This window comes from Streptococcus infantis, from assembly GCF_001579645.1.
Taxonomy (GTDB): Bacteria; Bacillota; Bacilli; order Lactobacillales; family Streptococcaceae; genus Streptococcus; species Streptococcus infantis_E.
Window position 1 is genome coordinate 1 of sequence record NZ_KQ970824.1, and the last position, 23,174, is coordinate 23,174.

Genomic DNA, 23,174 nt, shown 5'->3' on the forward strand with positions numbered 1-23,174 from the left:
AAATCGTTCGTCTGCCTAGAGTTTCGGTTATTTTTTTTCTTACAATAATTGTTTTTTATGAAGCACATATCATTTTTTGAAATATTTCTTCATATTACTCAAGTAACTGTTGTATTCTTATTTTCAGAAAATTTGAATCATTTTCTCTAAGAGAGCATTAACATAGGTGAACTTGTATTTTGTTTTCTATTATATAAAAATTTTTGATTTAAATTAGATTTCCCTCAATTTTTTAAAAAAACAGAGAAAACTTGTGCCTCCTCTGTTTATAGTATTTAAGATAATTAATTTTCTTCACTCATTTTTGATTTTACTTCATCATAAGATAGTGCATGTGATTCCTCTTCTACTGTTTCAGGCATCTTTCCTGTTTCGTATAGAGATTTAATTTGTGTACTATCCAATGTTTCGTATTTCAATAATGCTTCTGCAATCAGCTTGTGAGTTTCACGATTTGACTGGATAATTTCAGCAGCTTTGTTTCGTGCTTCATTCAATAATGAACGAACTTCTTCGTCAATTTCATAAGCTGTTTGTTCTGAAATTGATTTTTGAGGGCTTTGTGCACCAAACATGGCATGACTTCCTTCATATTGTACTGGACCAAGTTTTTCACTCATACCATACTCTGTAACCATTGCACGCGCCATCTGAGTAGCTTGTTCGAAGTCATTAGATGCTCCAGTTGTTTGGACGTTAAAGATAATCTCTTCAGCTACACGTCCACCCATTAAGCCAGCTAATTGCTCTTTCATATCTTCTTTAGATAGAAGCATTTGGTCTTCTTTAGGAAGTGCGATCATATATCCGCCTGCACGTCCACGTGGTACTATGGTAACTTTATGAACAACACGAGCATTTGACAATACTAGACCGACAATGGTGTGTCCTGCCTCATGGTAGGCAACCAACTCACGTTCTTTTTGTGAAACTGTCTTGTCTTTCTTAGATGGTCCAGCGATGACACGATCTTCTGCCTCATCAATATCAGAAGCATCAATCACTGATTTATTACGACGAGCTGCAACTAAAGCTGCTTCGTTCAATACATTTTCCAAATCAGCACCAACAAAACCTGGAGTTTGTTGTGCTACCAATTTCAAATCTACATCTTCAGCTAAAGGTTTATTTCTAGCATGGACTTTCAAAATTGCTTCGCGTCCCTTAACATCTGGACGACCAACTAATACTTTTCTATCAAAACGTCCTGGACGAAGTAGAGCCGGATCAAGAACATCTGAACGGTTTGTTGCCGCAATGACAATAATTCCTTCATTTCCTTCAAAACCATCCATTTCAATCAAGAGTTGGTTTAAGGTTTGTTCTCGTTCATCATTACCTCCACCTAAACCGACACCACGTTGGCGACCAACGGCATCAATTTCATCGATGAAGATAATAGCTGGTGCTGCTTTTTTAGCGTCCTCAAAGAGTGAACGTACACGGCTGGCACCGACACCGACGAACATTTCTACGAAGTCAGAACCTGAAATACTAAAGAACGGTACTCCAGCTTCTCCTGCTACTGCTTTAGCAAGTAATGTTTTACCAGTTCCCGGAGGTCCTTCTAAGAGAACACCAGCTGGGATACGAGCACCTAATTTTGTAAAGCGTTTTGGATCTTTCAAGAATTCAACAACTTCAACAAGTTCTTGTTTTTCTTCTTCAGCTCCTGCTACATCTGAAAAGCGTACTTTGATATCTTCCTTATTAGCGGCCTTAGCTTTACTGCGCCCAAAGCTCATCGGATTGCGTCCGCTATTTCCTCCCATATTTCCCATCATAGAAAATAGGAAGAAGAATAAAATGGCAAATGGCACTACCGAAACTAGGATGTTAATCCACATACCACTTGAGCTTTCGTGCTTGACTTCAACTTGTGTTTGGTGTTCACCAGCTAGTTTTTGCAAATCTGCTACAGTAGTATCCGATGGAAGAATAATACTTGTAAATTTTTCTACTTTTGTTGCAGAAGGTGTGAAAAACTGAATACCTGTTTCCGGTTTTTCTGTTTTAGCAGTTTTATAGACACCAGACACTTCAATAACACTACCACTTGGTTGATAGGTTATTTCTTTTACATTGTCATTAGTGATTTCCTGCACCAATTCTGAGTATTTAATTTGTTGACTGTGCCCGGCAGTTCTCCCAGCGAAAAAGTACTGGAATCCCGTTACTAGCAAGAAAATCATCAACAAATAAAGAAATGGATTTTTTATAAAACCATTATTTTGTTTTTGCATTCAACAACTTACCCTTCTATTTTGAGTAAACTTCCTCTTTTAATACGCCTACATAAGGAAGGTTACGATAATTTTCATTATAGTCTAAACCATAGCCTACAACGAATTCATTTGGAATTGTAAAACATGTATAATCTGCTTCAATTTCTACAGTACGTCCTTCTGGTTTATCCAGCATAGTAACAATCTTAACAGACGCTGCTTCTCTAGCAGTAAACATATCTCTCAAGCTTTTTAATGTTTGTCCAGTATCAATAATATCTTCTACAAAGACAATGTGTCTACCTTTAACATCTTGAGTGACATCTTGTTTGATATTGATGACACCACTACTTACAGTTCCACCATGATAACTAGAAACCATCATAAAATCCATTTCAAGATGAGTGTCGATATATTTGACTAATTCTGCCATAAAAGGAATGGATCCTTTTAAAATTCCAACTAAAATCGGATTCTTACCTTCGTAATCTTTTGTCAATTGAGCACCTAATTTCTTAGCCGCTTCTGTAATTTCATCTTGTGAAATCAAAATCTTCTTGATATCTTGTTCTAACATGATTTTACCTATCTATTTTTTCTATATAAAGTACAGTGTTCATTATATCATTTTTCATTTTTATACTCAAATCACTGAGTTCGATTCCTAAAATTGAATAAATTTGTCCAAATTGCTCAACAATAATCGCATTTTTTCGTTTTTCTGCAGGTATTTTTAAATCAATAAAAAGTCGCCTTACTTTTTTTCGATGACCATTTATTATCAAATAATCACCTAGCTGTCGATGCCGCAAAATCAATGATGTTTCACGGGAAACATTTATTTGTTGAATATTTTCACCTTTTAGAGGGATTCCAAATGAAAATAGAAAACCTTCATAAAAAACTTGATTTTGATAGTTTAACACACACTCACTACTTTTTTCATCAGACTTTGGTCTGATTTTACTAATTTGAAAGTGCTGGTATTCTTTTATAAGTTCATAACCATTTTTTATATTATGGCGATATTGACTCTTAGTTTTTAAAATATGATGAATTTCTTGAAATTGTTCTCTTGTTACATTTAAATCAGCAAAACGACGAAGGTATTGTTGTAGTAAAACTCCTTGCGTTGCTTCACTAAAAGATAAAAACTGAGTTAAATCTTCTACATCAACCGCTTGAGATAATTCAGCCAAAGCAATTTGATAGTCAGAAACTTCTTTTCCAAACTCTAAAATTGCTTTTTTTACCTGAACATTTTCTTTTTCTAACTGTGGCAGATAGAGGTTGCGAATACGATTGCGAAGATAGTGATTTTCTTTATTCGTTGAATCTTCAAAATGATCAATTTTAGGAAAATCCTTCTTATAAAAAGACAACAAAGGACGAATCAACTCTCCCTTAGCAAATATTTGTCTTTCTTTAATAGCTGATAAATGTTGTAGTCTAACACCTCTAATCAATCGCATAAAGATCGTCTCAACTTGATCATCTGCATGATGAGCTGTTACAAGAGCTGTAGATGAAGTTTTCTCAATCACTTCTCTAAAGAATTCATAGCGAAATTGACGAGCATTCGCTTCTGAAAAATCTCCAGTAAAACAAGCTACATAAATTGGAACTCCAGCTTGTTCAGCTAATTTTCTTAATTCATTTTCTTCCTTATCTGACTCTGGTCGTTGTTTATGATTTACATGAGCTAAAAACAATTCAATACCAAGTTCTTTTTGATAGGTCAAAAGAAGTTGAAAAAGAAACATCGAATCCAATCCACCAGACAAGGCCAGCACAACTCTTGAATGTCCTTCAAAGTAACCTTTTTCTAGAAAATGATTTAAAAAATCGCGGTCTCTCATTTTAGGACCTCGTAGACATCCTTAGCAATTTTAGAAATAGTGTCGTAATCAGAATTTTTGGTAAAGATTGAAATAACGAAAGGAGAATCTGTATAGACTATTCCCACATCGTGTTTAAATTCATCTGCATCCCCAATTTTATGAGCTACCTTAGCAGAAATATTCTTAGCAATCCGCTGATTATCAAAAGATGTTTGTGAAAGAGATTCTAAAACAAAACCATTCTGATTATAAATAGATTCCATAACTTGACCAGCCGTTTTAGCTGAAGCCATCTTATCTGTCACATCCCATTCTTCACCTGCGATAGTAGCCATTTCTTTTTTAAAGGCTTCATCTGATTTATTCGTAATATAATAAGCAAGAATATTATGAGCTACATTGTCAGATTCTTTTGCAGTTTTTGTGATTAAATCTTTGATTGTGTATTCTTTATTGTCCGCTGTTTTAGGGAGACTTCCGCTTCCTTCCGGTTTATAAGAGCCAGGGAAATCATTAACTTCGGAAACATACTTCAATTTCGTGTCAAGTTGGTAATCACCTTGATTGATTTTTTCCTGAACAGAATAAAGATAAGGTAATTTCATAACACTAGCAGCGTACATTTTTTGATTTTCATTAATGCCAGCTTCCTTACCTGTACTCAATTGTTTAATATAAATAGAGAACTGTTCATTTTGATAATTCGCAGATAGCAACTCTTGTACTTTCTGAATACGATTATCATCATCGGAAATATAATCCGTCGAAATCCAGCCCGTTTGCTTGATATGTAAGAATTCACGACCTTCAGCAAAAATAGACATATCTGCTTCAACTTCTTGATAAGGCGCTAAAGTAGACTTTAATTCTTGTTGATCATAAGGACTATTATAAACGACAAATCCTGGTTCTAGCCATACTCGCTTAGAAAAATCGTTTACGATAGAACTATCATATAAAAGTCGTTTATCAGCCATTACAAATTGATTATTAGACAATTTAAAGACAGGCTGTCCTTGTTTATTTAATCGCCATTCTAAAACAGATAATTTTGTTTCTGCATTTACTTTACCCGATTCATTAATCAGGTCTTCTGTAGAATAAACTGGCGTCTCACCATAAAATTTTGGAGATTCTATAATATCTTGATAATAAAAATGATATGGAGTATGAGTTAAAGAATAAACTTCTTGTTTTGGAATGATAACTGGATTCTCAGTGCTTACTACTTGAACGCTTTTTAGGAAAATAGGAAGTAGTAATATCACTAAAAATTTACGCATTCTTTTTCCCCTCTTCTTCTTGTAGTCGTAACAGATGATTCTTTTGAGCTAACTCATCTAATTTTTCATCTGACTGACTTAAAAATTTTTCGATAATATCTAATAAATTTTCCATTTCGCATTACCTAGGAAGTAAGTCCGGAATTGTATAAACTTCCTCCCATGTTTTTGAATAATAATATTTTGCACGGGAATATTTAGCCGCATAGGATTCATCTTTTAGCTTAGTTGCTAAACTAGCTTCTTTATCCTTTTCATCGCTCAAGTCCTGATATTGTTTTTTCAAATCAGCTAGTTGCTGGCGACGTGTTAGTAATTGTTGGTAACTCTGTGCTAAATTGTAAGTTGGTAAGATGAATAGCAACATAATCAAAATCAAAACCCAACCCATAAAACGATTACGTTTTTGACGTTCTTCCATCATGTATTTACGTCGTTGGTGTTCATTTTGAATAAATGAATTATTCATTTGGACTATTTTTTTATACATCTTCTTCTACCCTTGTTTCACTGATAATTTCATACATTCCAGCTGCATCTTCTTTTTTTGTGCTATCTTTCATTTCCAACACTTTTACAAGCAACAATTTATTTCCAAAACGAATTTCAACCTGATCATTGATTTTTAAATCAGTTGAACTTTTAGCAAGGATACCGTTAACCTTGATTCGCCCTTTATCTGCAACTTCCTTAGCTACCGTACGGCGTTTGATAATTCGTGATACTTTTAAATATTTATCTAATCTCATCTTATAATACCTCAAATTATTATTGTACCATTTTTATCCCTTTTATAGAAGAAAAAAGGTAATCCCTAATGTGACTCTTTTAAGTCTTTAATTTTCGCTAACGATTCTCCAAAGGTTAAGAGTCCTTCTAAAATTTCATAATCTTTTTTATTTCGGATATCAAATACAACTTCGATTAAACCTTGATTTTCAGAAATATTAGCCTTCAAATTTGTCTGAGAAAGAGCCTGGAAATAATCTTGTGTTAAAAATAGTTGTTGCGATATTTTTTCAAATTGAATGACAAGCTTATTATTTCTTCTTTCAACACGATTGACAAATACTTTATCTAGATAAGCTTTAGCTAATCCAATTTCTAAGAGATAGGCAACTACATCTGGATACTCACCAAAACGGTCAATTAACTCATCTTGTAATTCTTCGTAGTTGACACGGTTGTCAATTTGACGAATTCTCTTGTAAATTTCAATTTTATGTCGTTCATCCGAAATGTACTCATCCGGAAGATAGGCATCAATTTGTAGAATTAACTCAGCATTTCCTTTTTCACGTTTCTTGTCAGTTCCATTTTTCTTAGCAATTGCTTCTTCCAGTAACTGAGAATAGAGTTCAAAACCAACAGAATCGATAAAACCTGACTGCGAACTTCCTAAAAGATTACCCGCTCCACGAATAGATAAATCGCGCATAGCGATTTTGAAACCAGAACCCAATTCGGTAAATCCCTTGATAGCTTCTAATCTCTTTTCTGAAACTTCTGTCAAAGATTTGTCAGGTTGATACATAAGATAGGCATAAGCAATACGATTACTACGACCAACCCGACCTCTTAATTGATACAAGGTTGACAATCCCATATGGTCTGCATTTTCGATAAACAAGGTATTGGCATTTGGAATGTCTACTCCTGTTTCAATGATTGTCGTGGTTACTAAAATATCATATTCACCTTCAATGAAATCAAGTAGTGTGTTCTCCAAACGAATTTCACTCATTTGACCATGAACAAAACCAATAGAAGCTTCTGGAATCAGTTCTTGTAATTCTGAAACCTTCTTTTCAATCGTGTCAACTTTATTGTAAAGATAGTAAACCTGACCACCACGATCAATTTCTCTCAATACAGCATCTCGAATGACACGATCATTCTGTTCAAGGACATAGGTTTGTACAGGATATCGATTGGTTGGGGGAGTTTCGATGACAGATAAATCTCGAATACCTAGCATAGACATATGTAGAGTTCGAGGAATTGGTGTAGCTGTCAAAGTTAAGACATCAACCTTCTTTTTTAATTCCTTCAAAGCTTCCTTATGTTTGACACCAAAACGTTGTTCCTCATCGATGATGATCAAGCCTAAATCAGCAAATTTAACATCTTTAGACAAAACTCGATGGGTTCCTATCAGGATATCAACTTGGCCTTTTTTCAATTTTTTAAGTGTTTCAGTCTGCTCTTTTTTACTTCTAAAACGACTTAAAACATCTACATTGACAGCAAACTGCTCAAATCTTTCCTTGAAATTACTATAATGTTGCTGAGCCAAAACTGTAGTAGGTACTAAAACAACAACCTGTTTATGATTGTTGACAGCTTTAAAAGCAGCTCTCATTGCTACTTCTGTCTTTCCAAAACCAACATCTCCAACCAAAAGTCGATCCATTGGTTGAGAAGCCTGCATATCCTTTTTAATTTCATCTATACTTCGAAGTTGGTCCTCAGTTTCAACATAAGGGAAAGCCTCATCAAAAGCAACTTGATCTTCATCATCTTTTGAAAATGCAAAACCTTCAAGTTGACTCCTCTCTGCATATAACTTAATTAAGTCATCTGCAATGTCTTCAACTTGATTTTTAACTTTTTGCTTAGCTTTTTTAAAACGTCCATCGTTTAATTTGTTTAACTTTGGAGCCTTACCATCACTAGAAACATACTTAGAAAGAGTCTGTATCTGCTCTACTGGTATAGAAATTCGATCTCCATTTTGGTATTGGACACTTACATAGTCTCTATGAATCCCTTTGATTTCAATCGTTTCAATTCCTAAATATTGACCAATCCCATGGATTTGGTGGACAACATAGTCTCCTTTTTGGAGCTCATTATAGTCCTTTAATCTCTCAGCATTACTGATATTTTGTCTTCTATATTTGCGTTTAATCTTCTTTTTGAAAATTTCATATTCAGTGATGAATACAAGATTCTCATCCACAAAATGAAAACCATGACGAAGGTTTCCTTCAACAAGATTGACAGTTCCTTTACAGATTTCACTTTGATTACTATTGTCAACTTTAATGCTATATTCATCAAGAATCGTTGACAGTTTTTTTAGTTCTGTTTGGCTACTTGATTGAAGAACAATCGTATATTTTAATTTTTTATAGCGTTCAATTTCTTCTTTCAGAAAAGAAAACTGATTGAAGAATTCTTGCATTGGATATTGATTAAATTGATAAAGATGATCAAATTTTAGATTTCCAAGTCCCTTTTGAAAATTAGAAAAGAAGCTAGCTGGTAAATATTTTTTAAACTGACTTTCTACATCAGCAAAATATTGTAAACTTGATACAGCTTTACTGTTGTGTAAATCCTCTGTAAAGTAGCCAGCTGTTTCCTTATCAAAAATATCATACTGATTCATGATTTTTTGAAAATCATCAAAGATAATAGGTGCTTGGTTCAAGTAGTCAATCAAGGTCCACTGTTTTTTATAAAAAACAGACAAAAATTTACGAATATCAGCATGAAGAACTTGCTCTTTCGTACAACTAAAAACTTCTTCTAGGTAAGACTTTAAAGTTGGAGAAAGTGCCTTATCAATCTCATGTTCTAAAAATTTCTGACCACGATGATAATCTTCATTCGTTAACAAAATATCACTAGCTGGATAGATTAGTACTTGAGTTTGACTATCTTTTGATAATTGAGTTTCAGTATCAAATTCTCTAATGCCATCAATCTCATCACCGAAAAATTCAATCCGATAAGGACAAATTTGAGAGGTTTCAAATATATCTAGAATATCTCCACGAAGGCTAAATTCTCCCTGACTTTGAACTTGTGTAACTTTCTTATAACCAAGAGAAATCAAGTGATTTTTTAATTCTCTTTGTTCGCATTCTTGCCCCACTTGAAGTTCTAAGATACTATCATCAAAAACTTGAGGATTCGGCAAGAATACTCGACTAGCTGCGACGTTACAAACTAAAATCCCTCTTTGAGACTCATTTCTTAGAAAACGCAAAGCTTCGACCCGAGAAAAAATCTTTTCCTGAGATGATACCAAAAATTCAACCATTGGTGAATCATCTACTAGAAATGGATAAACCAGATCCGAACCTAATATGGAGATTAGATCATTAATCAGACGCTCAGCCTCTCCATATGTGGAAGTCATCACTAAAACCTTATCCTGACTCTTCAGACTACTAGCAATCGCTAACGATTTTGCTGAGCCAGAAAGACCTAGCAATAATTGTCTTTGTTTCTGTGGTAAGTTCTCATGCCAAGATAGAATTTGTTTATTCTCTAAAAAGAAATCGATTAATGCCATTTCCTTACCCATTATATTTCTGCATCGTCTTTTCAAAGTTTTTTTCTTGTAAATAATAATTTACAGCATCGTCAACCTTGTCAATTGACTGTAAAATACCGATATAATCTTCTTGATCAAACTTACTCAAAACATGATGAACTACTGACATTCCTTTTTTAGGTCTTCCAATGCCAATCTTTACACGATTGAAAACCTGTGTACCAATATGTTGAATAATCGACTTAATTCCATTATGACCACCAGCTGATCCTTTAGCACGAAGACGAATTTTTCCAACTTCCATGTCAAGGTCATCGTAAATAATTAGTAAATCTTCAATATCTAAACCATAGTAGGTTAACAATGCATGAACAGCTTTTCCACTTTCATTCATAAAAGTCGTCGGTTTCACCAGATAAATTTTTTCACCGTTAAGAAAAAATGAGGCTAACTCAGCTTGGAATATCTTATCGTGTGTAAAGGTAACATTCTGTTTTTTTGCTAATTGGTCAATCAGCATAAAGCCAACATTATGTTTAGTTTCAAAATATTTATCTCCTGGATTTCCCAATCCTACAAGTAATTTTGTCATTTATATTTCCTTTCAAAAGTCAAAAGGGTTGGAATTTTTTTCCAACCTAATTGACATTATTTTAAATATTGATTAAACGTTAAAGCGGAATTCCATAATATCGCCATCTTGCACGACATATTCTTTTCCTTCTTCACGCAAACGTCCAGCTTCTTTTACAGCCTTTTCAGAGCCGTATTTTACCAAATCGTCATAAGACATGGTCACTGCACGAATAAATCCTTTTTCAAAGTCTGAGTGGATGATACCAGCAGCTTGAGGAGCTTTCATGCCACGTTTAAAGGTCCAAGCACGAACCTCTTTTTCACCAGCTGTGAAGTAAGTTCCAAGTCCTAGTAGGTGATAAGCAGCTCGAGTCAACTTATCCACACCTGATTCTGTCAAACCAATAGCTTCAAGAAACTCTTTTTTATCTTCATCGTCTAACTCAGAAATTTCTTCTTCAGCACGCGCAGAGATAACCACTACCTCTGCATTTTCTGTTGCTGCGAATTCACGAATTTGTTTCACATAATCGATAGATTCTGGGTCTCCAACCACATCTTCATCAACATTAGCTACATAAAGAACTGGTTTCGTGGTCAAAAGGAAAAGACCTTTGACAACTTTTTGCTCTTCATCTGTAAATTCAATGGTACGAGCTGATTTTCCATCTTCAAGAACAGGTTTAATCTTTTGAAGAACGTTAAATTCTGCAACTGATTCCTTATCTTTTTGCGTACGCGCCATTTTTTCTACACGCGCATAGCGTTTATTGACTGATTCTAAATCAGCAAGAATCAACTCTAGGTTAATGGTATCAATATCTGCTAGCGGATCCACAAAGGCATCTTCACGACCTTGCTCACGCATGACATTTTCATCATCAAAGGCACGAACCACATGAACAATCGCATCAACTTCACGGATGTTGGCCAAGAATTTATTCCCAAGACCTTCTCCTCTTGATGCTCCTTTTACAATCCCTGCAATGTCTGTAAATTCAAATGTTGTTGGGACTGTCTTTTTAGGTGTAATCATTTCCGTTAGTTTTTGGAGGCGTTCATCTGGAACTTCTACCATTCCAACGTTTGGATCGATAGTCGCAAATGGGTAGTTTGCCGCCTCTGCTCCTGCTTTTGTAATTGCATTAAAAAGGGTTGATTTACCAACGTTTGGTAAACCTACAATACCTGCTGTTAAAGCCATAGTTTCTCATTCTCCGTTCACATTTCAATCTTCAATATTATAACACAAAAAGGGAAAACTTGCTAACCCTCTTACTATTGGATTCCTAGTCGATGATTTTGTTCATTTTTCTTTCAAAATCATAGCGACTCATCATGACCACATGATCACAATTGCTACATTTTATCTTGATGTCTGCTCCAACACGGGTAATTTGCCAGCGATTTGCCTTTTTGCCTGTTGACTTAATCGTACAAGCATGAGGTTTTTTCATTTCAACAAAATTTCCAACTTGATACATAGTTAGTCTCCTTTTTCTTTTTCGATTATATCATAAAAGAGGCGAGCTAGGCTCAACCTCTTTCCATTAATTTGTACGAACTGGTGTGATGAGCTGCATGAAATCTTCATCTGTATCAGCTGGAACCAGAGTAAATGGACGAACTGCTGAAATAAAGCTGATTGTAACTTTTTCGCTATTCAAAGCTTTTAGTGCTTCAATCAAATAAGTTGGGTTGAAACTAATTGTCAAATCAGCACCACTTACATTTTCAGTATCAATTTCTTCGTTTACTTTCCCTACTTCTGGAGAATGAACATGGGCACTTACAACTCCTTCTTTGATTTCTAATTTAACAGTACCATTTTGTGTCGCACTTGATAAGAGGCGAGCACGTTCCATAGACTGGCGTAGTTTAGCAACATCAAAAGTCACTGTTGTATTGAAATCTGTTGGAATCAATCGATCGGTATCTGGATAATTTCCTTCTAAGAGACGTGTGTAGAAGCTAATATTTTCACTTCTAAAGAGAATTTGATTATTGGCGAAGAAAATCTCCACTGTTTCGATATCATCCGTAAAAACAGCTGAAAATTCGCGTAGCGAACGACTTGGGATGACAACATCAAAATCATCGCTATTTTTTTCAAGAGTCAACTTTTTCTGACTAAGACGGTGAGAGTCTGTCGCAACTGTTTTTAATTCTTTGTGGTTGCTTAAAACAAAGTGGACACCTGTCAAAATAGGACGGCTTTCTTGGGTACTAGCTGCAAAAGCTGTTTCATTGATAATCTTTTTAAGAAGTTTTGTTTCAAGAACTAAAGGATTGCTTGCAGAAATTTCCTGAATACGTGGATATTGCTCACTATCTTTTCCTTTAAGAGTAATCTCTGATTTTCCACTAGTTAAGACAATTTGCTTTTGTTCAATCTCTTTAAAATCAAGTGTTACATCTGGAAGACTTGAAACAACATTGATAAAGAAAGAAGCTTCCAGTAGAACTGAACCTAAAGAGTTAATCAAGAGACCTGCATTTTCATTTTTTTGCGAGATAAAATTTTCGATTGAGATTTGACCATTTGATCCAATCAAGGTAATTCCTTCATTGGTAACATCAATTTTTACAGTCGATAAAATAGGAATTGCATTCTTTGAGCTAATAGCTCTCTTTGTTGTATTTAAAGCTTGTAAAAATAAGTTTTTATTAATTGAAAAATGAATCATGGATTCTCCTTTATTCTTTTTATTATTAGAAGGATAATAGTAATAATAGAGCGTGTGAAATCTGTGGAAAAACACTTGTAATCAAGAAAACTCAAGGACAGAGCCTTGTTTAAAAGATGTGGATAAATAAGAGAATTTTTTAAAAGTTATCCACAAGTTATTTAATTTTCTTTTTGATGTTTTCAATTTCTATACGTAAATTATCATCTGTTTCAAGCATGGATTTGATTTTTCCATGAGCGTGAATGACCGTTGTGTGGTCTTTACCACCAAACTCTTTTCCAATCTTAGGAAGGCTATTATCAGTCATTTCTCTGGCTAGATACATGGCAACTTGACGGGCTAAAACGATATTTTGAACACGTCTAGTTCCTTTCATTTCCTTGACACTAACACCATAGAAGTTTCCAACTTCTGTCTGGATTTTATCAATTGGAATCACGATCATTTTGCTAACGTCTTGTTTACGAGCACGAATAGCTTCAGCTGCAATATCAACTGTGATATCGTTAATCTTTTTGACTTTGGCCATTAGGCTGATATCGTTGAGTGCTCCCTCGAGTTCTCGCACGTTAGAGTCAAATTGTCCAGCCAAATATTCGAGTGTATCATTCTGAAAATGATAGTTGAGATGTTCAGTCTTACTCTGTAAAATCGCAATACGTGTTTCAAAATCAGGTGGTGTGATATCTGTCGTTAATCCCCACGAGAAGCGCGTGACCAGACGTTCAGGTAGACTCTCTAAATGTTCAGGCCTACGGTCACTCGTCAAAACAATCTGTTTATTATTATTGTGAAGGGCGTTAAATGTATTGAAAAACTCTTCCTGAGTTTGTACTTTCTTTCCACTAAGTGATTGAATATCATCAATGAGTAGGAGGTCTAAACTACGGTAAGTTTTCTTGAATTTTTCCATATCATTAAGTCTCAAATGCTCTAGAAATTCATTAATAAAACTTTCAGCAGGTATGTATTTTACACGCGCATTTGGGCTCTTTTTTAGAATTTCATTTCCAAGGGCATTTAACAGGTGAGTTTTTCCAAGTCCAGGCCCTCCGTAGATAAATAGAGGATTGTAAGTTAATCCTGGATCTTCAGAAACAGCCAAAGCAGCAGACTTAGCCCAAACATTACCATCCCCTTGAACAAAATTATCGAAAGTATACTTTTCCTTGAGTCCAGTTTCAGAATATGGAATAGTGGATTGACTTGGTTGATAATCGTTGCCAGGTTCAGACTCGAAAGCTACTTGTGAGCTCGCTTCTTCAACTTTCGTGAAGATATAATGAGCTTTTATTTCAGTATCATAGATTTCAAAACCTGCTGCTAAAAGCATTCCATTGATATTTCGTTCCCAGAATATCTGCATTTCATCGCGGGGTAAGAAAATCGTTGCAGTATTTTCTTCAACTTTAACCAGTTTTGCGTCTAAAATATAGAAATCATAAACTGACTGAGTTAATTTATCATGTGCAAGTTCTAAAAGACGATTCCAAAATTGTTTTTCCTTCAATGATTTTCTCCTCCTTTACTATAGAATTTAAAAGGTTTATTGATAGAATCATTTTACCATAGATAAGATTATTTTTCCACAAGTTGTGGAAAACAATTAACAATGTTTTTAAATGTTATCCACAAAATGTGGATAACTAAGAAAGATTCTGAAATAATGGGCTTTTAAAAACTAAAATGCAGTGGATAACCATGTTAGTTAAGAATACTAAAATAACAGCCTTATTTCAGGCTGTTAATAAATTGTTGGTATTCATCTTGGTTATGGAAGGAAATTGAAATTTTACCACTATCTTTTTTTTGTAGCTTAATCTGAACATCTAATCCGAGTATTTTTTTCAATTTTTGCTCTTCGTCTTTGACAAAGTGGTCTTTTTCTTTTTTGCTGCTCTTCTTCGTTTTTTGTAGTATTTGTTCAACTTGTCGAACAGAGAGATTTTCAGTTTGAATACGATTCAAGAGTTTATCTTGTTTATCACTTGATAATTGAATGAGGAGTCTAGCATGAGCTTGAGAAAGTCTACCACTTTCAACTTCTGTCAGGATATGTTTAGGTAATCCTAACAATCGAACTAGGTTTGTAATATAAGGTCGAGATTTCCCCATTTTTTCAGCAATTTCTGTGTGGGTAAAACCTTTATCAATTAATGATTGATATGCTTTAGCTTCCTCGATAGGATTTAAATTTTCTCGTTGGAGATTCTCAATGATAGAATGAAGCATCATATCTTGATCAGAAAGTTGCTTAACAATTACTGGAACTTCTGAAAGTCCAGCAGCAATTGAAGCACGATACCGTCTTTCTCCAGCTAGAATTTCGTATCCAAGTACTGGAGATTTTCTAACGATAATAGGCTGAATCAAGCCGTTTTCCTTAATAGATTGTGCCAGTTCTTGAATTTTTTCTTCTGAAAATTCCTTACGAGGTTGATAGGGATTTTTTTGAATATCTTTTATTTGAACAATTTTAAATTCTTCCATAATTCTACATTAACACAACTTAGATATTCTGTAAAGCAACTTTACATATCTGTAAACTACTTATCTAAATCACTAGTACTCTTATCTAATTTAATAGTTGTTGTTTCTTCCTTACCATCACGGTAGTAAGTAACAGTCATACTGTCTCCAATAGAATGACTATATAAAGCACTTTGCAATTCAGTAGTGGAAGAAATAGCTTTATCATCTATTTTTGTAATGACGTCATATTGTTGCAGATGTCCATTGGCAGGCATATTTTTTTGAACAGAACGAACAGCTACACCAGAAGTAACATTTCTAGGAAGTTTAAGTTTTTGAAGATCAGTTGTACTAAGATTTGATAAGTTAACCATGTGGATTCCAAGAGCAGGTCGAGTTACTTTTCCATCTTTTTCCAACTGCTTAATAATATTAATTACATCGTTTGCAGGAATGGCAAAACCGAGACCTTCGACAGATGTTCCACCATTAGAGGCAATTTTACTTGATGTAATACCGATAACTTGGCCTTGGATATTAATCAAAGGACCACCTGAGTTCCCAGGGTTAATAGCTGTATCTGTTTGGATAGCATTGGTTGAGATAGCTTGTCCGTCTTCAGATTTTAGAGATACATTTCTATTTAAACTTGATACAATCCCTTGTGTCACAGTATTGGCATATTCAGAACCTAGAGGACTTCCGATTGCAATAGCTGTTTCTCCAACTGTTAATTGACTAGAATCACCAAATTCGGCTACTGTTGTGACCTTATCTGCAGCAATTTTTACAACGGCAATATCTGAATAAGTATCAGAACCCACAATTTCACCAGGGACTTTTGTGCCATCTGCTAAACGAATATCAACTTTTTTAGCACCATTAATAACGTGAGTATTGGTTACAAGGTAAGCAGTATCCCCTTCCTTTTTATAAATGACACCAGAACCTTCGCTGTATACTTGTTCAGCATTGGTATCTGTATCAGTTTCATCAGATCCGAGTAAACTATTTTGAGAGTTTGATGAGTAAGTAATGACAGATACAACAGCATCTTTAACTTTATCAACTGCTTGAGTAGTTGAGTTTTCATTTTTTACAGCTGTTTTGCTGACAGTCGTTGTAGTTGTCGTACCACTATTTTGTTTTTGACTGAGCTGCAATGTGGTAAAAGTACCTAAAATACCACTAAAAAAGCTAATGAGAATGACTACTAAAAGTTGTCCCCATTTTTTGGAACTAGTTTTTAAGTTTTTCATAGAAGCCTCCATGTTTTTTAATCAATGAAAGTATAAAATAGCTAGCTTAATCCAAGCTTAAAAACAAAAAGTTTTTCACAACTTGTGGATAACTTTCGAAAACCTGTGAATTTATTGAAGTTTTTCAAAATCTTATCTGTGAATAAGATGTGAAATTGAGTGTGAATATGTTAGAATAGAAGAATGAAAATTAAAGTGGTAACAGTTGGAAAACTGAAAGAAAAATATCTCAAAGATGGCATAGCAGAATACTCCAAGAGAATTTCACGATTTGCTAATCTAGAAATGATTGAGTTGGCTGATGAAAAAACACCAGATCGGGCCAGCGAATCTGAAAATCAAAAGATTTTGGATTTGGAAGGGAACCGCATTCTTGCTAAAGTAGGGGAACGTGATTTTGTAGTTGTTTTAGCTATTGAAGGAACCACTTTTTCTTCTGAAGAGTTCAGTAAGCAGCTTGAAAGGGCTTCTATCAATGGATTTTCGACAATCACTTTTATCATTGGTGGGAGTTTAGGACTATCTCCAGAGGTGAAAAAAAGAGCCAATCTCTCTGTTAGTTTTGGGAGATTGACGCTTCCTCATCAACTAATGAGATTAGTCTTAGTAGAACAAATTTATAGAGCGTTTTCGATTCAACAGGGCTCTCCCTATCATAAATAGATGATTGACTAAGCTAGCTTTTTTTGATAAGATAGATTAGTAAGGTCTCATAGCTCAGCTGGATAGAGCATTCGCCTTCTAAGCGAACGGTCGCAGGTTCGAATCCTGCTGGGATCAGTGTTAAATCGTAAGCTGGGAAAAAATCCCAGCTTTTTTTGTAAAAATTTGACATTTCAGAATAAAATTTGAGCATTTGAGAAATAATTCTCTATAGGAATCGTAGATTTTATATAATATTTTTGTAAGTTAATTTACAAGAAAAACATTATAGGAGTTTATATTATGAAAAAGAATACAGATTTTGCTCAAATGAAAGATTTCCAAGAATTGAACGAAAAAGAACTGCAGGAAATCAGAGGTGGGGATATTAGGAGTTTTAAGTTTTTAAATAAAATATTTCCGAAGAAGTAGTTTATTGAAACAAGATAGGGAGAACATAATGGATTTATTTGGTGTGGTAATAGCTATTTTTTATGTTTTTATTATTAGTAAAATTTATAAATGGATTTGTAAAGCAACTAGAAAAGAACAATGTATTTTTAGTATTTATATCTTTCTACTACAATTGACAGTGGAAGAAGGTACTTATTTGGTATCTGCTAGTAGTTTTGGATTGTCTAAATTTTTATTTCCTTTACTCCTATTTACTTACTTTATTGGATTTAAGAAGTATGAGAAGTCTAAGGGAATTTTTATCAGTCTGTTATTTTCTCTCTTATATCATACTACTAATAACTTTTTATCTGTAACCTTATCATCTATTACAGGAGATGAGTTTGCGTTGGAATATAACAATTATTTTTCTCTATTTATCCTGATCTTAACTTATTTGGTTATTAAAGTTGTTGTGTCTTATTTCCATCTCGAATTTAAATATTTTGATAAAGACTATCTATATCCTTTTCTGAAGAAAGTGCTCTTTGCATTTATTTTTCTACACGTTGTCTCTTTCACTTCAGATATTGTGAGTACGATTCGTCACTTAAATGGTTTTGGAAGTATTTTATCATCCATTGTTTTTGTTGGCCTACTTTTGACTTTTTTTTCCATGAATTCTCATAAAGTTCAGATAGAAAAAGAGATTGAATTGGAACAAAAGAAGTTTGAGCAAAAACATTTACAAACTTACACGGATGAGATTGTTTCCTTATATAATGAAATTCGTGGTTTTCGTCATGACTATACAGGCATGCTTGTCAGCTTAAGAATGGCGATTGAAAGTAAAGATTTACAAGAGATTGACAGAGTTTACAGTGAAGTTCTTGTCAAAGCAAATCAAAAATTACGTTCAGATAAGTATACCTATTTCGATTTGAACAATATTGAGGATTCAGCACTTCGTAGTTTGATTGCCCAATCTATTGTCAATGCGAAAACTAATGATGTAGAGTACACATTAGAGGTAAAAGATATTATTACACCTTTATCTATGGAATTATTAGATTTGGTGCGCGTGATGAGCGTTCTGCTCAATAATGCTGTTGAAGGGGCAGTTGAAAGCTATCAAAAACAACTAGAGGTAGCTATTATCAAGTTGGATCTTGAAACCTTAGTTGTCATCCAAAACTCTTGTAAAAAAAGAAAGGTAAAATCCGAAGATTTATTTGAATTAGGATTTTCAACTAAAGGAAGACATAGAGGACTTGGACTTAATAATGTTAAAGAAATTTTAGGAAAATATGACAATGTTATTTTAGAAACAGAAATTGATAATGATGTATTTAAACAAGTAATTAGATTTAAGAGGGAACTGATATGAAAGTATTGATTTTAGAAGATATTATAGAACACCAAGTAAGGTTGGAAACAACTCTGAATAAAATTTCTAAGGAAACAAACATTCCTATCTCCTATAAAACAACAGGAAAAGTGAGAGAGTTTATGGAATATGTAGAGCATGACGAAGTAAATCAGCTTTATTTTCTAGATATTGATATCAATGGGATTGAGAGAAAAGGATTTGAGGTTGCTCAATTTATTCGTCATCGCAATCCTTATGCCATTATTGTTTTTATTACAAGTCGATCTGAATTTGCTACTTTGACTTATAAATACAAAGTTTCAGCATTGGATTTCATTGATAAAGAAACCAGTGATCAAGTTTTTAAAAATAGAGTTGCCGACTGTGTGCTTTACACTAAGACTACTTTACTTGAAAACCAATCAGTCGTTGATTATTTTGATTATAGTTACAAAGGAAATGATCTTTGTATTCCTTATCATGATATTCTCTACATTGAGACAACTGGAACTTCTCATAAATTACGAATTGTAGGTAAGAATTTTGCCAAAGAATTCTATGGAACAATGACAGATATTCAAGAAAAGGATAGGGAAACCCAACGTTTTTATCTAGCTCACAAGTCATTTTTAGTCAACATCGGTAATGTGAGAGAAATTGATCGTAAAAAAATGGAAGTTGTATTTTATGAAGATCATCGTTGTCCTATCTCTCGCCTAAAAACTAAAAAATTGAGAGAACTAATGGCTAAAAACCAAAAAAAGTAATTGACAATTTTTGATAAATTGATATAATGGTTATATCTGCTACAGGTAGAGGGTCCGTTGGTTAAGAAATCGTCTTTTCATAGCGGTAACACGGGTTCGAATTCCGTACGGACTATTTAATCCGCCATAGCTCAGTTGGTAGTAGCGCATGACTGTTAATCATGATGTCGTAGGTTCGAGTCCTACTGGCGGAGTCAGATGAAAGGAACACTAATTTGGTGTTCCTTTTTTTGATTCTTTTTCCGATGTAATGAGGGGAGGCATACCTAACATACGGATAGATAATGATTTTTGTCCGAAAATAAAACTAAGAAAATTAGTATTAGTCTAATAAGAACAACAAAATAGGCTCCATCATTCCTATGGTGGTTTTACCCACTACAGAAATTATAGAGCCTAAATATTATAGAGCTTTTTTGTTAATTTGTATCTCCTAACATTTTCATTAAAAAGTTCGTGATTTCTTGTGGACTTTCTTTTTTTCCATGGGCAATCCAGGTTTGACAGACTCCAAAGAGAGCATTTGTTAGGTAGACGCTACTGTATTCTAATTCTACTTCATTTAGTTTGAGTTGCATAAAACGTTTTTGAAGGTCCGTGCTCAGTAGGATGTGAAGCTTATTTCTCAGGAAATTTTGAATTTCCTTGGTTCCATTTTCAGATAAAAGAGCTGCTAGAAGCGGTTCTGATTCCAAGTATTCAAATACTTCTAGAATAGCATCTCGTTTGTGATTAGCATGTTTTTGAAAGATATATTCGAAGGTGTGAAATAGTTTACTTTGGTAATGTTCAATCATATCGTATTTATCTTTGTAATGAGTATAGAAACTGGAGCGGCTAATTCCAGCTTTTTGTGCTAATTTAACAGTTGTAATCTGATCGAATGGTTGTTCCATCAATAATTCTACCATGGCATTTTCGATAATGCGCTTTGTTTTTAATCGTTTATTACTTTCTTGCATGTTCCCTCCAGATGAACATTTTTAGACAATGTGTTTAAAAATAGATTTTTTATCTTGTCTTTTTAATTTTTTTATGTATAATCTATTATATCAAAAATTTAGACAAGTAGTTTAAAAAAGGAGACAATATGTTTAAAGAATGGAAAGCAATCTTTAAAAAACCGACATTTATTATTGTCATGATAGGAATTTCCTTAATTCCAGCTCTTTACAATATCATTTTCTTATCATCAATGTGGGATCCATACGGTAAACTTTCGGAGTTACCTGTAGCAATTGTTAATAAGGATCAAGCTGCTACTTATAATGATGAAAAACTCACTATTGGTGAAGACATGGTGTCTAATTTAAAAGATAGTGATAGTCTGGATTTTCATTTTGTAGATGAAGGTGAGGGAGAAAGAGGACTGCGGGATGGAGATTATTACATGGTTGTAACGTTGCCAAGTAATCTTTCTGAGAAAGCTTCTTCTATCCTTACAAATCATCCTGAACAGATGACGATTGACTATCAGACATCAAGTGGTCATAGTTTTATTGCAAGCAAGATGAGTGATTCTGCCATGACACAAATCAAACAGACTGTGGCTACTAAAGTTACTCAATCTTATACCAAAGCTTTATTTGATAAGATGGGGGATTTAAAACTTGGTTTATCTCAAGCGGCAAATGCAAGTTTACAGTTGGCTGATGGTTCGAATCAGCTTTCTGATGGGAGTCAAACCTTATCAACCAATCTTCAAACCTTAGCTCAATCGAGTCTCACATTTTCTAATGGTGCTGATCAATTATCTACAGGATTAGGAACCTATACAGCTGGTGTAAATCAGTTAAATCTTGGTCTTGGTAATTTTAATACTGGTTTAAATCAATATACCAGCGCTATTTCACAAATCGATAATGGATTAAACCAACTGAATTCACAGACACCGGCACTGGTATCAGGATTGACTCAACTTGATGCAGGCACACAAGCCTATACAGGTGGTGTTTCTCAACTCAATTCAGGATTAAATCAATTTTCACTTGGTATTGATACTTATACAAATGGAGTTCAAAGTCTATCATCAGGTGCAAATCAGATTTCTACAAAATCAGAGACTCTACGTACAGGATTAACACAACTTAATCAAGGTATTCAAGAACTTTCTACTCAATTAGATGGTGCAAACCAACAAAAAGATCAGATTAAACAATTAGCAACTAGTTTAGAGCAATTTAATCAAGCTATTCAAAATATTCAAACAGCAGATAGTGGAGAGATAACACAAGTAACAAACCAGCTTTCTAGTAGTCTATCAACGATTGCAAATTCAGCACAAAGCATCATTACTTCAAATCAATCTGAAAAAGAAACTACTTTATCAGCTATTCAATCTACGAGTGCTTATCAAAGCTTAACTCCTGAACAACAGGCAGAGATAACTTCTGTGGTTTCTAATCCATCATCTTCTGCTAGTGAGTCAGCACGAACAATTTTAACTACAGTTCAAACGTTACAATCTTCTTTAGAAAATGTAACCACTCAAACAGATAGTTTAACTCAATTAAAGAATCATTCAAGTCAATTATTACCAACTGCTTCTTCAACATTGACAAGTTTGTCAAGTGGATTAACACAGGTTCAAACAGCAATTGACGGTCAGTTATTGCCAGCTAGTCAAACTCTTGCATCTGGTATTGACAACTATACAAAATCTGTAGACCAAGTAGCTTTAGGAGCAAGTCAGCTGAGTTCGAAAAATTCGAACTTAACAGGAAGTTTCAATAAGTTGCTACAAGGCTCTAATCAGTTGACAGAAAAATCTTCTACATTGACAGGTGCTACTGCTAAGTTAGCAGAGAATGCACCAGAATTAGCAACAGGAATTGATAAACTTGCATCAGGTGTCAACCAAGTAAACAATAAAACATCAGATTTAACTGCTGGATTTAATCAATTACAAGCGGGTTCTCAACAATTAGCTGATAAATCAGACCAGCTAGTTTCTGGTGCAAATCAACTATCTAATGGTTCTGAAAAAATAGCTAGTGGAGCAGATCAACTTGCTCAAGGATCAGAAATTCTACAATCAGGACTTGGAAAATTAAGTGATGGTTCAAGTCAATTAAATCAAGGTTTGACAGAGGCTGAGGGGCAATTGAAACAGGCTTCAACTGAACCAACAAATGCAGATTTACTAGCTGATCCTCTAAGTCTTTCAAAAACTGATAAGGACCAAGTAGCAGTTAATGGAATTGCCATGGCTCCATATATGATATCAGTTGCTCTTTTTGTTGCTGCTATTTCAACTAATATGATTTTTGCTAAATTGCCTTCTGGGCGTCATCCAGAAAGTCGCTGGGCTTGGTTTAAGTCTCGCTTTGAAATTAACGGTATCATTGCTGGTTTGGCAGGAGTATTAGT

21 protein-coding genes and 2 tRNA genes are annotated in these 23,174 nt (G+C 34.2%); 7 read left to right on the forward strand and 16 right to left on the reverse strand.

The features are described from left to right. Positions 1-284: 284 nt before the first annotated feature. The 15 genes from ftsH to SINDD18_RS08830 all read right to left on the reverse strand — a co-directional run bounded on the left by ftsH (position 285) and on the right by SINDD18_RS08830 (position 16,634). Positions 285-2,243 carry an ATP-dependent zinc metalloprotease FtsH gene (ftsH, locus tag SINDD18_RS08760; protein ID WP_061863857.1) on the reverse strand — a complete coding sequence of 653 codons (1,959 nt, stop codon included), beginning with the start codon at positions 2,241-2,243 and terminating at the stop codon, positions 285-287. A gap of 16 nt (positions 2,244-2,259) precedes the next feature. Continuing rightward, positions 2,260-2,802, reverse strand: coding sequence for a hypoxanthine phosphoribosyltransferase (gene hpt / locus SINDD18_RS08765; RefSeq protein ID WP_006149113.1), 543 nt, complete (start codon positions 2,800-2,802; stop codon positions 2,260-2,262). A 4-nt stretch (positions 2,803-2,806) separates the two neighbouring features. Continuing rightward, positions 2,807-4,084: a tRNA lysidine(34) synthetase TilS gene (gene tilS / locus SINDD18_RS08770; RefSeq protein ID WP_061863858.1), complete on the reverse strand. Its 1,278-nt coding sequence runs from the start codon at positions 4,082-4,084 to the stop codon at positions 2,807-2,809. Continuing rightward, positions 4,081-5,349, reverse strand: a complete 1,269-nt coding sequence (locus SINDD18_RS08775) for a serine hydrolase (RefSeq protein ID WP_061863859.1) — start codon at positions 5,347-5,349, stop codon at positions 4,081-4,083. The genes tilS and SINDD18_RS08775 overlap by 4 nt, the downstream gene beginning before the upstream one ends. Then, positions 5,342-5,464 carry an SP_0009 family protein gene (locus tag SINDD18_RS11565; protein WP_004250924.1) on the reverse strand — a complete coding sequence of 41 codons (123 nt, stop codon included), beginning with the start codon at positions 5,462-5,464 and terminating at the stop codon, positions 5,342-5,344. The genes SINDD18_RS08775 and SINDD18_RS11565 overlap by 8 nt, the downstream gene beginning before the upstream one ends. Before the next feature lie 6 nt (positions 5,465-5,470). Then, positions 5,471-5,839, reverse strand: a complete 369-nt coding sequence (locus SINDD18_RS08785) for a septum formation initiator family protein (RefSeq protein WP_004250925.1) — start codon at positions 5,837-5,839, stop codon at positions 5,471-5,473. Continuing rightward, positions 5,832-6,098 (reverse strand): RNA-binding S4 domain-containing protein, encoded by a 267-nt coding sequence (locus tag SINDD18_RS08790; protein ID WP_049494651.1) that lies wholly within the window; start codon positions 6,096-6,098, stop codon positions 5,832-5,834. The genes SINDD18_RS08785 and SINDD18_RS08790 overlap by 8 nt, the downstream gene beginning before the upstream one ends. Positions 6,099-6,163: 65 nt before the next feature. After that, a complete protein-coding gene (gene mfd / locus SINDD18_RS08795; protein ID WP_081108298.1) occupies positions 6,164-9,667 on the reverse strand; it encodes a transcription-repair coupling factor in 3,504 nt (1,167 codons plus the stop codon). Then, a complete protein-coding gene (pth, locus tag SINDD18_RS08800; protein WP_045613244.1) occupies positions 9,660-10,229 on the reverse strand; it encodes an aminoacyl-tRNA hydrolase in 570 nt (189 codons plus the stop codon). Before pth ends, mfd begins: the two co-directional genes overlap by 8 nt. A gap of 72 nt (positions 10,230-10,301) precedes the next feature. After that, positions 10,302-11,417, reverse strand: a complete 1,116-nt coding sequence (gene ychF / locus SINDD18_RS08805) for a redox-regulated ATPase YchF (protein WP_045762398.1) — start codon at positions 11,415-11,417, stop codon at positions 10,302-10,304. Between the two features lie 85 nt (positions 11,418-11,502). After that, positions 11,503-11,697 carry a DUF951 domain-containing protein gene (locus SINDD18_RS08810; RefSeq protein ID WP_061863860.1) on the reverse strand — a complete coding sequence of 65 codons (195 nt, stop codon included), beginning with the start codon at positions 11,695-11,697 and terminating at the stop codon, positions 11,503-11,505. 66 nt (positions 11,698-11,763) lie between these two features. Then, positions 11,764-12,900: a DNA polymerase III subunit beta gene (gene dnaN, locus SINDD18_RS08815; RefSeq protein WP_049508360.1), complete on the reverse strand. Its 1,137-nt coding sequence runs from the start codon at positions 12,898-12,900 to the stop codon at positions 11,764-11,766. 157 nt (positions 12,901-13,057) lie between these two features. Further along, positions 13,058-14,413, reverse strand: coding sequence for a chromosomal replication initiator protein DnaA (gene dnaA, locus SINDD18_RS08820; RefSeq protein ID WP_045762400.1), 1,356 nt, complete (start codon positions 14,411-14,413; stop codon positions 13,058-13,060). A gap of 221 nt (positions 14,414-14,634) precedes the next feature. Beyond that, positions 14,635-15,393: a ParB/RepB/Spo0J family partition protein gene (locus tag SINDD18_RS08825; RefSeq protein WP_049508355.1), complete on the reverse strand. Its 759-nt coding sequence runs from the start codon at positions 15,391-15,393 to the stop codon at positions 14,635-14,637. Positions 15,394-15,449: 56 nt separating this feature from the next. Next, on the reverse strand, positions 15,450-16,634 hold the full coding sequence (locus tag SINDD18_RS08830; protein ID WP_061863861.1) for a S1C family serine protease: 1,185 nt from the start codon (positions 16,632-16,634) through the stop codon (positions 15,450-15,452). 183 nt (positions 16,635-16,817) lie between these two features. Here SINDD18_RS08830 and rlmH point away from each other — a divergent pair, with 183 nt between their 5' ends. The 6 genes from rlmH to SINDD18_RS08855 all read left to right on the forward strand — a co-directional run bounded on the left by rlmH (position 16,818) and on the right by SINDD18_RS08855 (position 19,999). After that, positions 16,818-17,297, forward strand: coding sequence for a 23S rRNA (pseudouridine(1915)-N(3))-methyltransferase RlmH (gene rlmH, locus SINDD18_RS08835; RefSeq protein ID WP_060954977.1), 480 nt, complete (start codon positions 16,818-16,820; stop codon positions 17,295-17,297). A 43-nt stretch (positions 17,298-17,340) separates the two neighbouring features. Continuing rightward, positions 17,341-17,414, forward strand: a tRNA-Arg gene (locus tag SINDD18_RS08840). A gap of 165 nt (positions 17,415-17,579) precedes the next feature. Continuing rightward, a complete protein-coding gene (locus SINDD18_RS10625) occupies positions 17,580-17,708 on the forward strand; it encodes a ComC/BlpC family leader-containing pheromone/bacteriocin (protein ID WP_080980046.1) in 129 nt (42 codons plus the stop codon). 28 nt (positions 17,709-17,736) lie between these two features. After that, the gene (comD, locus tag SINDD18_RS08845) at positions 17,737-19,056 is read left to right on the forward strand and encodes a competence system sensor histidine kinase ComD (protein WP_061863862.1); all 1,320 of its coding nucleotides are present in this window, start codon (positions 17,737-17,739) and stop codon (positions 19,054-19,056) included. Next, positions 19,053-19,805, forward strand: coding sequence for a competence system response regulator transcription factor ComE (gene comE, locus SINDD18_RS08850; RefSeq protein ID WP_045762405.1), 753 nt, complete (start codon positions 19,053-19,055; stop codon positions 19,803-19,805). Before comD ends, comE begins: the two co-directional genes overlap by 4 nt. 120 nt (positions 19,806-19,925) lie before the next feature. Continuing rightward, a tRNA-Asn gene (locus tag SINDD18_RS08855) sits at positions 19,926-19,999 on the forward strand. Positions 20,000-20,224: 225 nt separating this feature from the next. On the opposite strand, the gene SINDD18_RS08860 is transcribed toward SINDD18_RS08855, so the two are convergent. Continuing rightward, a complete protein-coding gene (locus tag SINDD18_RS08860; RefSeq protein ID WP_061863863.1) occupies positions 20,225-20,767 on the reverse strand; it encodes a TetR/AcrR family transcriptional regulator in 543 nt (180 codons plus the stop codon). Between the two features lie 128 nt (positions 20,768-20,895). Between SINDD18_RS08860 and SINDD18_RS10230 the strand changes: the two genes are divergently transcribed. Next, on the forward strand, positions 20,896-23,174 hold a 2,279-nt coding region (locus SINDD18_RS10230), incomplete at its 3' end, for a YhgE/Pip domain-containing protein (protein WP_065203272.1).

Bases quoted from the DNA above. Each gene is read 5' to 3' on its own strand.
- comE (WP_045762405.1), top strand. From the start codon at position 19,053: ATGAAAGTATTGATTTTAGAAGATATTATAGAACACCAAGTAAGGTTG.
- hpt (WP_006149113.1), bottom strand. From the start codon at position 2,802: ATGTTAGAACAAGATATCAAGAAGATTTTGATTTCACAAGATGAAATT.
- comD (WP_061863862.1), top strand. From the start codon at position 17,737: ATGGATTTATTTGGTGTGGTAATAGCTATTTTTTATGTTTTTATTATT.
- SINDD18_RS08785 (WP_004250925.1), bottom strand. From the start codon at position 5,839: ATGTATAAAAAAATAGTCCAAATGAATAATTCATTTATTCAAAATGAA.
- dnaN (WP_049508360.1), bottom strand. From the start codon at position 12,900: ATGATTCATTTTTCAATTAATAAAAACTTATTTTTACAAGCTTTAAAT.
- ftsH (WP_061863857.1), bottom strand. From the start codon at position 2,243: ATGCAAAAACAAAATAATGGTTTTATAAAAAATCCATTTCTTTATTTG.
- rlmH (WP_060954977.1), top strand. From the start codon at position 16,818: ATGAAAATTAAAGTGGTAACAGTTGGAAAACTGAAAGAAAAATATCTC.
- pth (WP_045613244.1), bottom strand. From the start codon at position 10,229: ATGACAAAATTACTTGTAGGATTGGGAAATCCAGGAGATAAATATTTT.
- SINDD18_RS08790 (WP_049494651.1), bottom strand. From the start codon at position 6,098: ATGAGATTAGATAAATATTTAAAAGTATCACGAATTATCAAACGCCGT.
- SINDD18_RS11565 (WP_004250924.1), bottom strand. From the start codon at position 5,464: ATGGAAAATTTATTAGATATTATCGAAAAATTTTTAAGTCAGTCAGAT.
- SINDD18_RS08775 (WP_061863859.1), bottom strand. From the start codon at position 5,349: ATGCGTAAATTTTTAGTGATATTACTACTTCCTATTTTCCTAAAAAGC.
- SINDD18_RS08860 (WP_061863863.1), bottom strand. From the start codon at position 20,767: ATGCAAGAAAGTAATAAACGATTAAAAACAAAGCGCATTATCGAAAAT.
- ychF (WP_045762398.1), bottom strand. From the start codon at position 11,417: ATGGCTTTAACAGCAGGTATTGTAGGTTTACCAAACGTTGGTAAATCA.
- mfd (WP_081108298.1), bottom strand. From the start codon at position 9,667: ATGGGTAAGGAAATGGCATTAATCGATTTCTTTTTAGAGAATAAACAA.
- tilS (WP_061863858.1), bottom strand. From the start codon at position 4,084: ATGAGAGACCGCGATTTTTTAAATCATTTTCTAGAAAAAGGTTACTTT.
- SINDD18_RS08830 (WP_061863861.1), bottom strand. From the start codon at position 16,634: ATGAAAAACTTAAAAACTAGTTCCAAAAAATGGGGACAACTTTTAGTA.
- SINDD18_RS08825 (WP_049508355.1), bottom strand. From the start codon at position 15,393: ATGGAAGAATTTAAAATTGTTCAAATAAAAGATATTCAAAAAAATCCC.
- SINDD18_RS10625 (WP_080980046.1), top strand. From the start codon at position 17,580: ATGAAAAAGAATACAGATTTTGCTCAAATGAAAGATTTCCAAGAATTG.
- SINDD18_RS08810 (WP_061863860.1), bottom strand. From the start codon at position 11,697: ATGTATCAAGTTGGAAATTTTGTTGAAATGAAAAAACCTCATGCTTGT.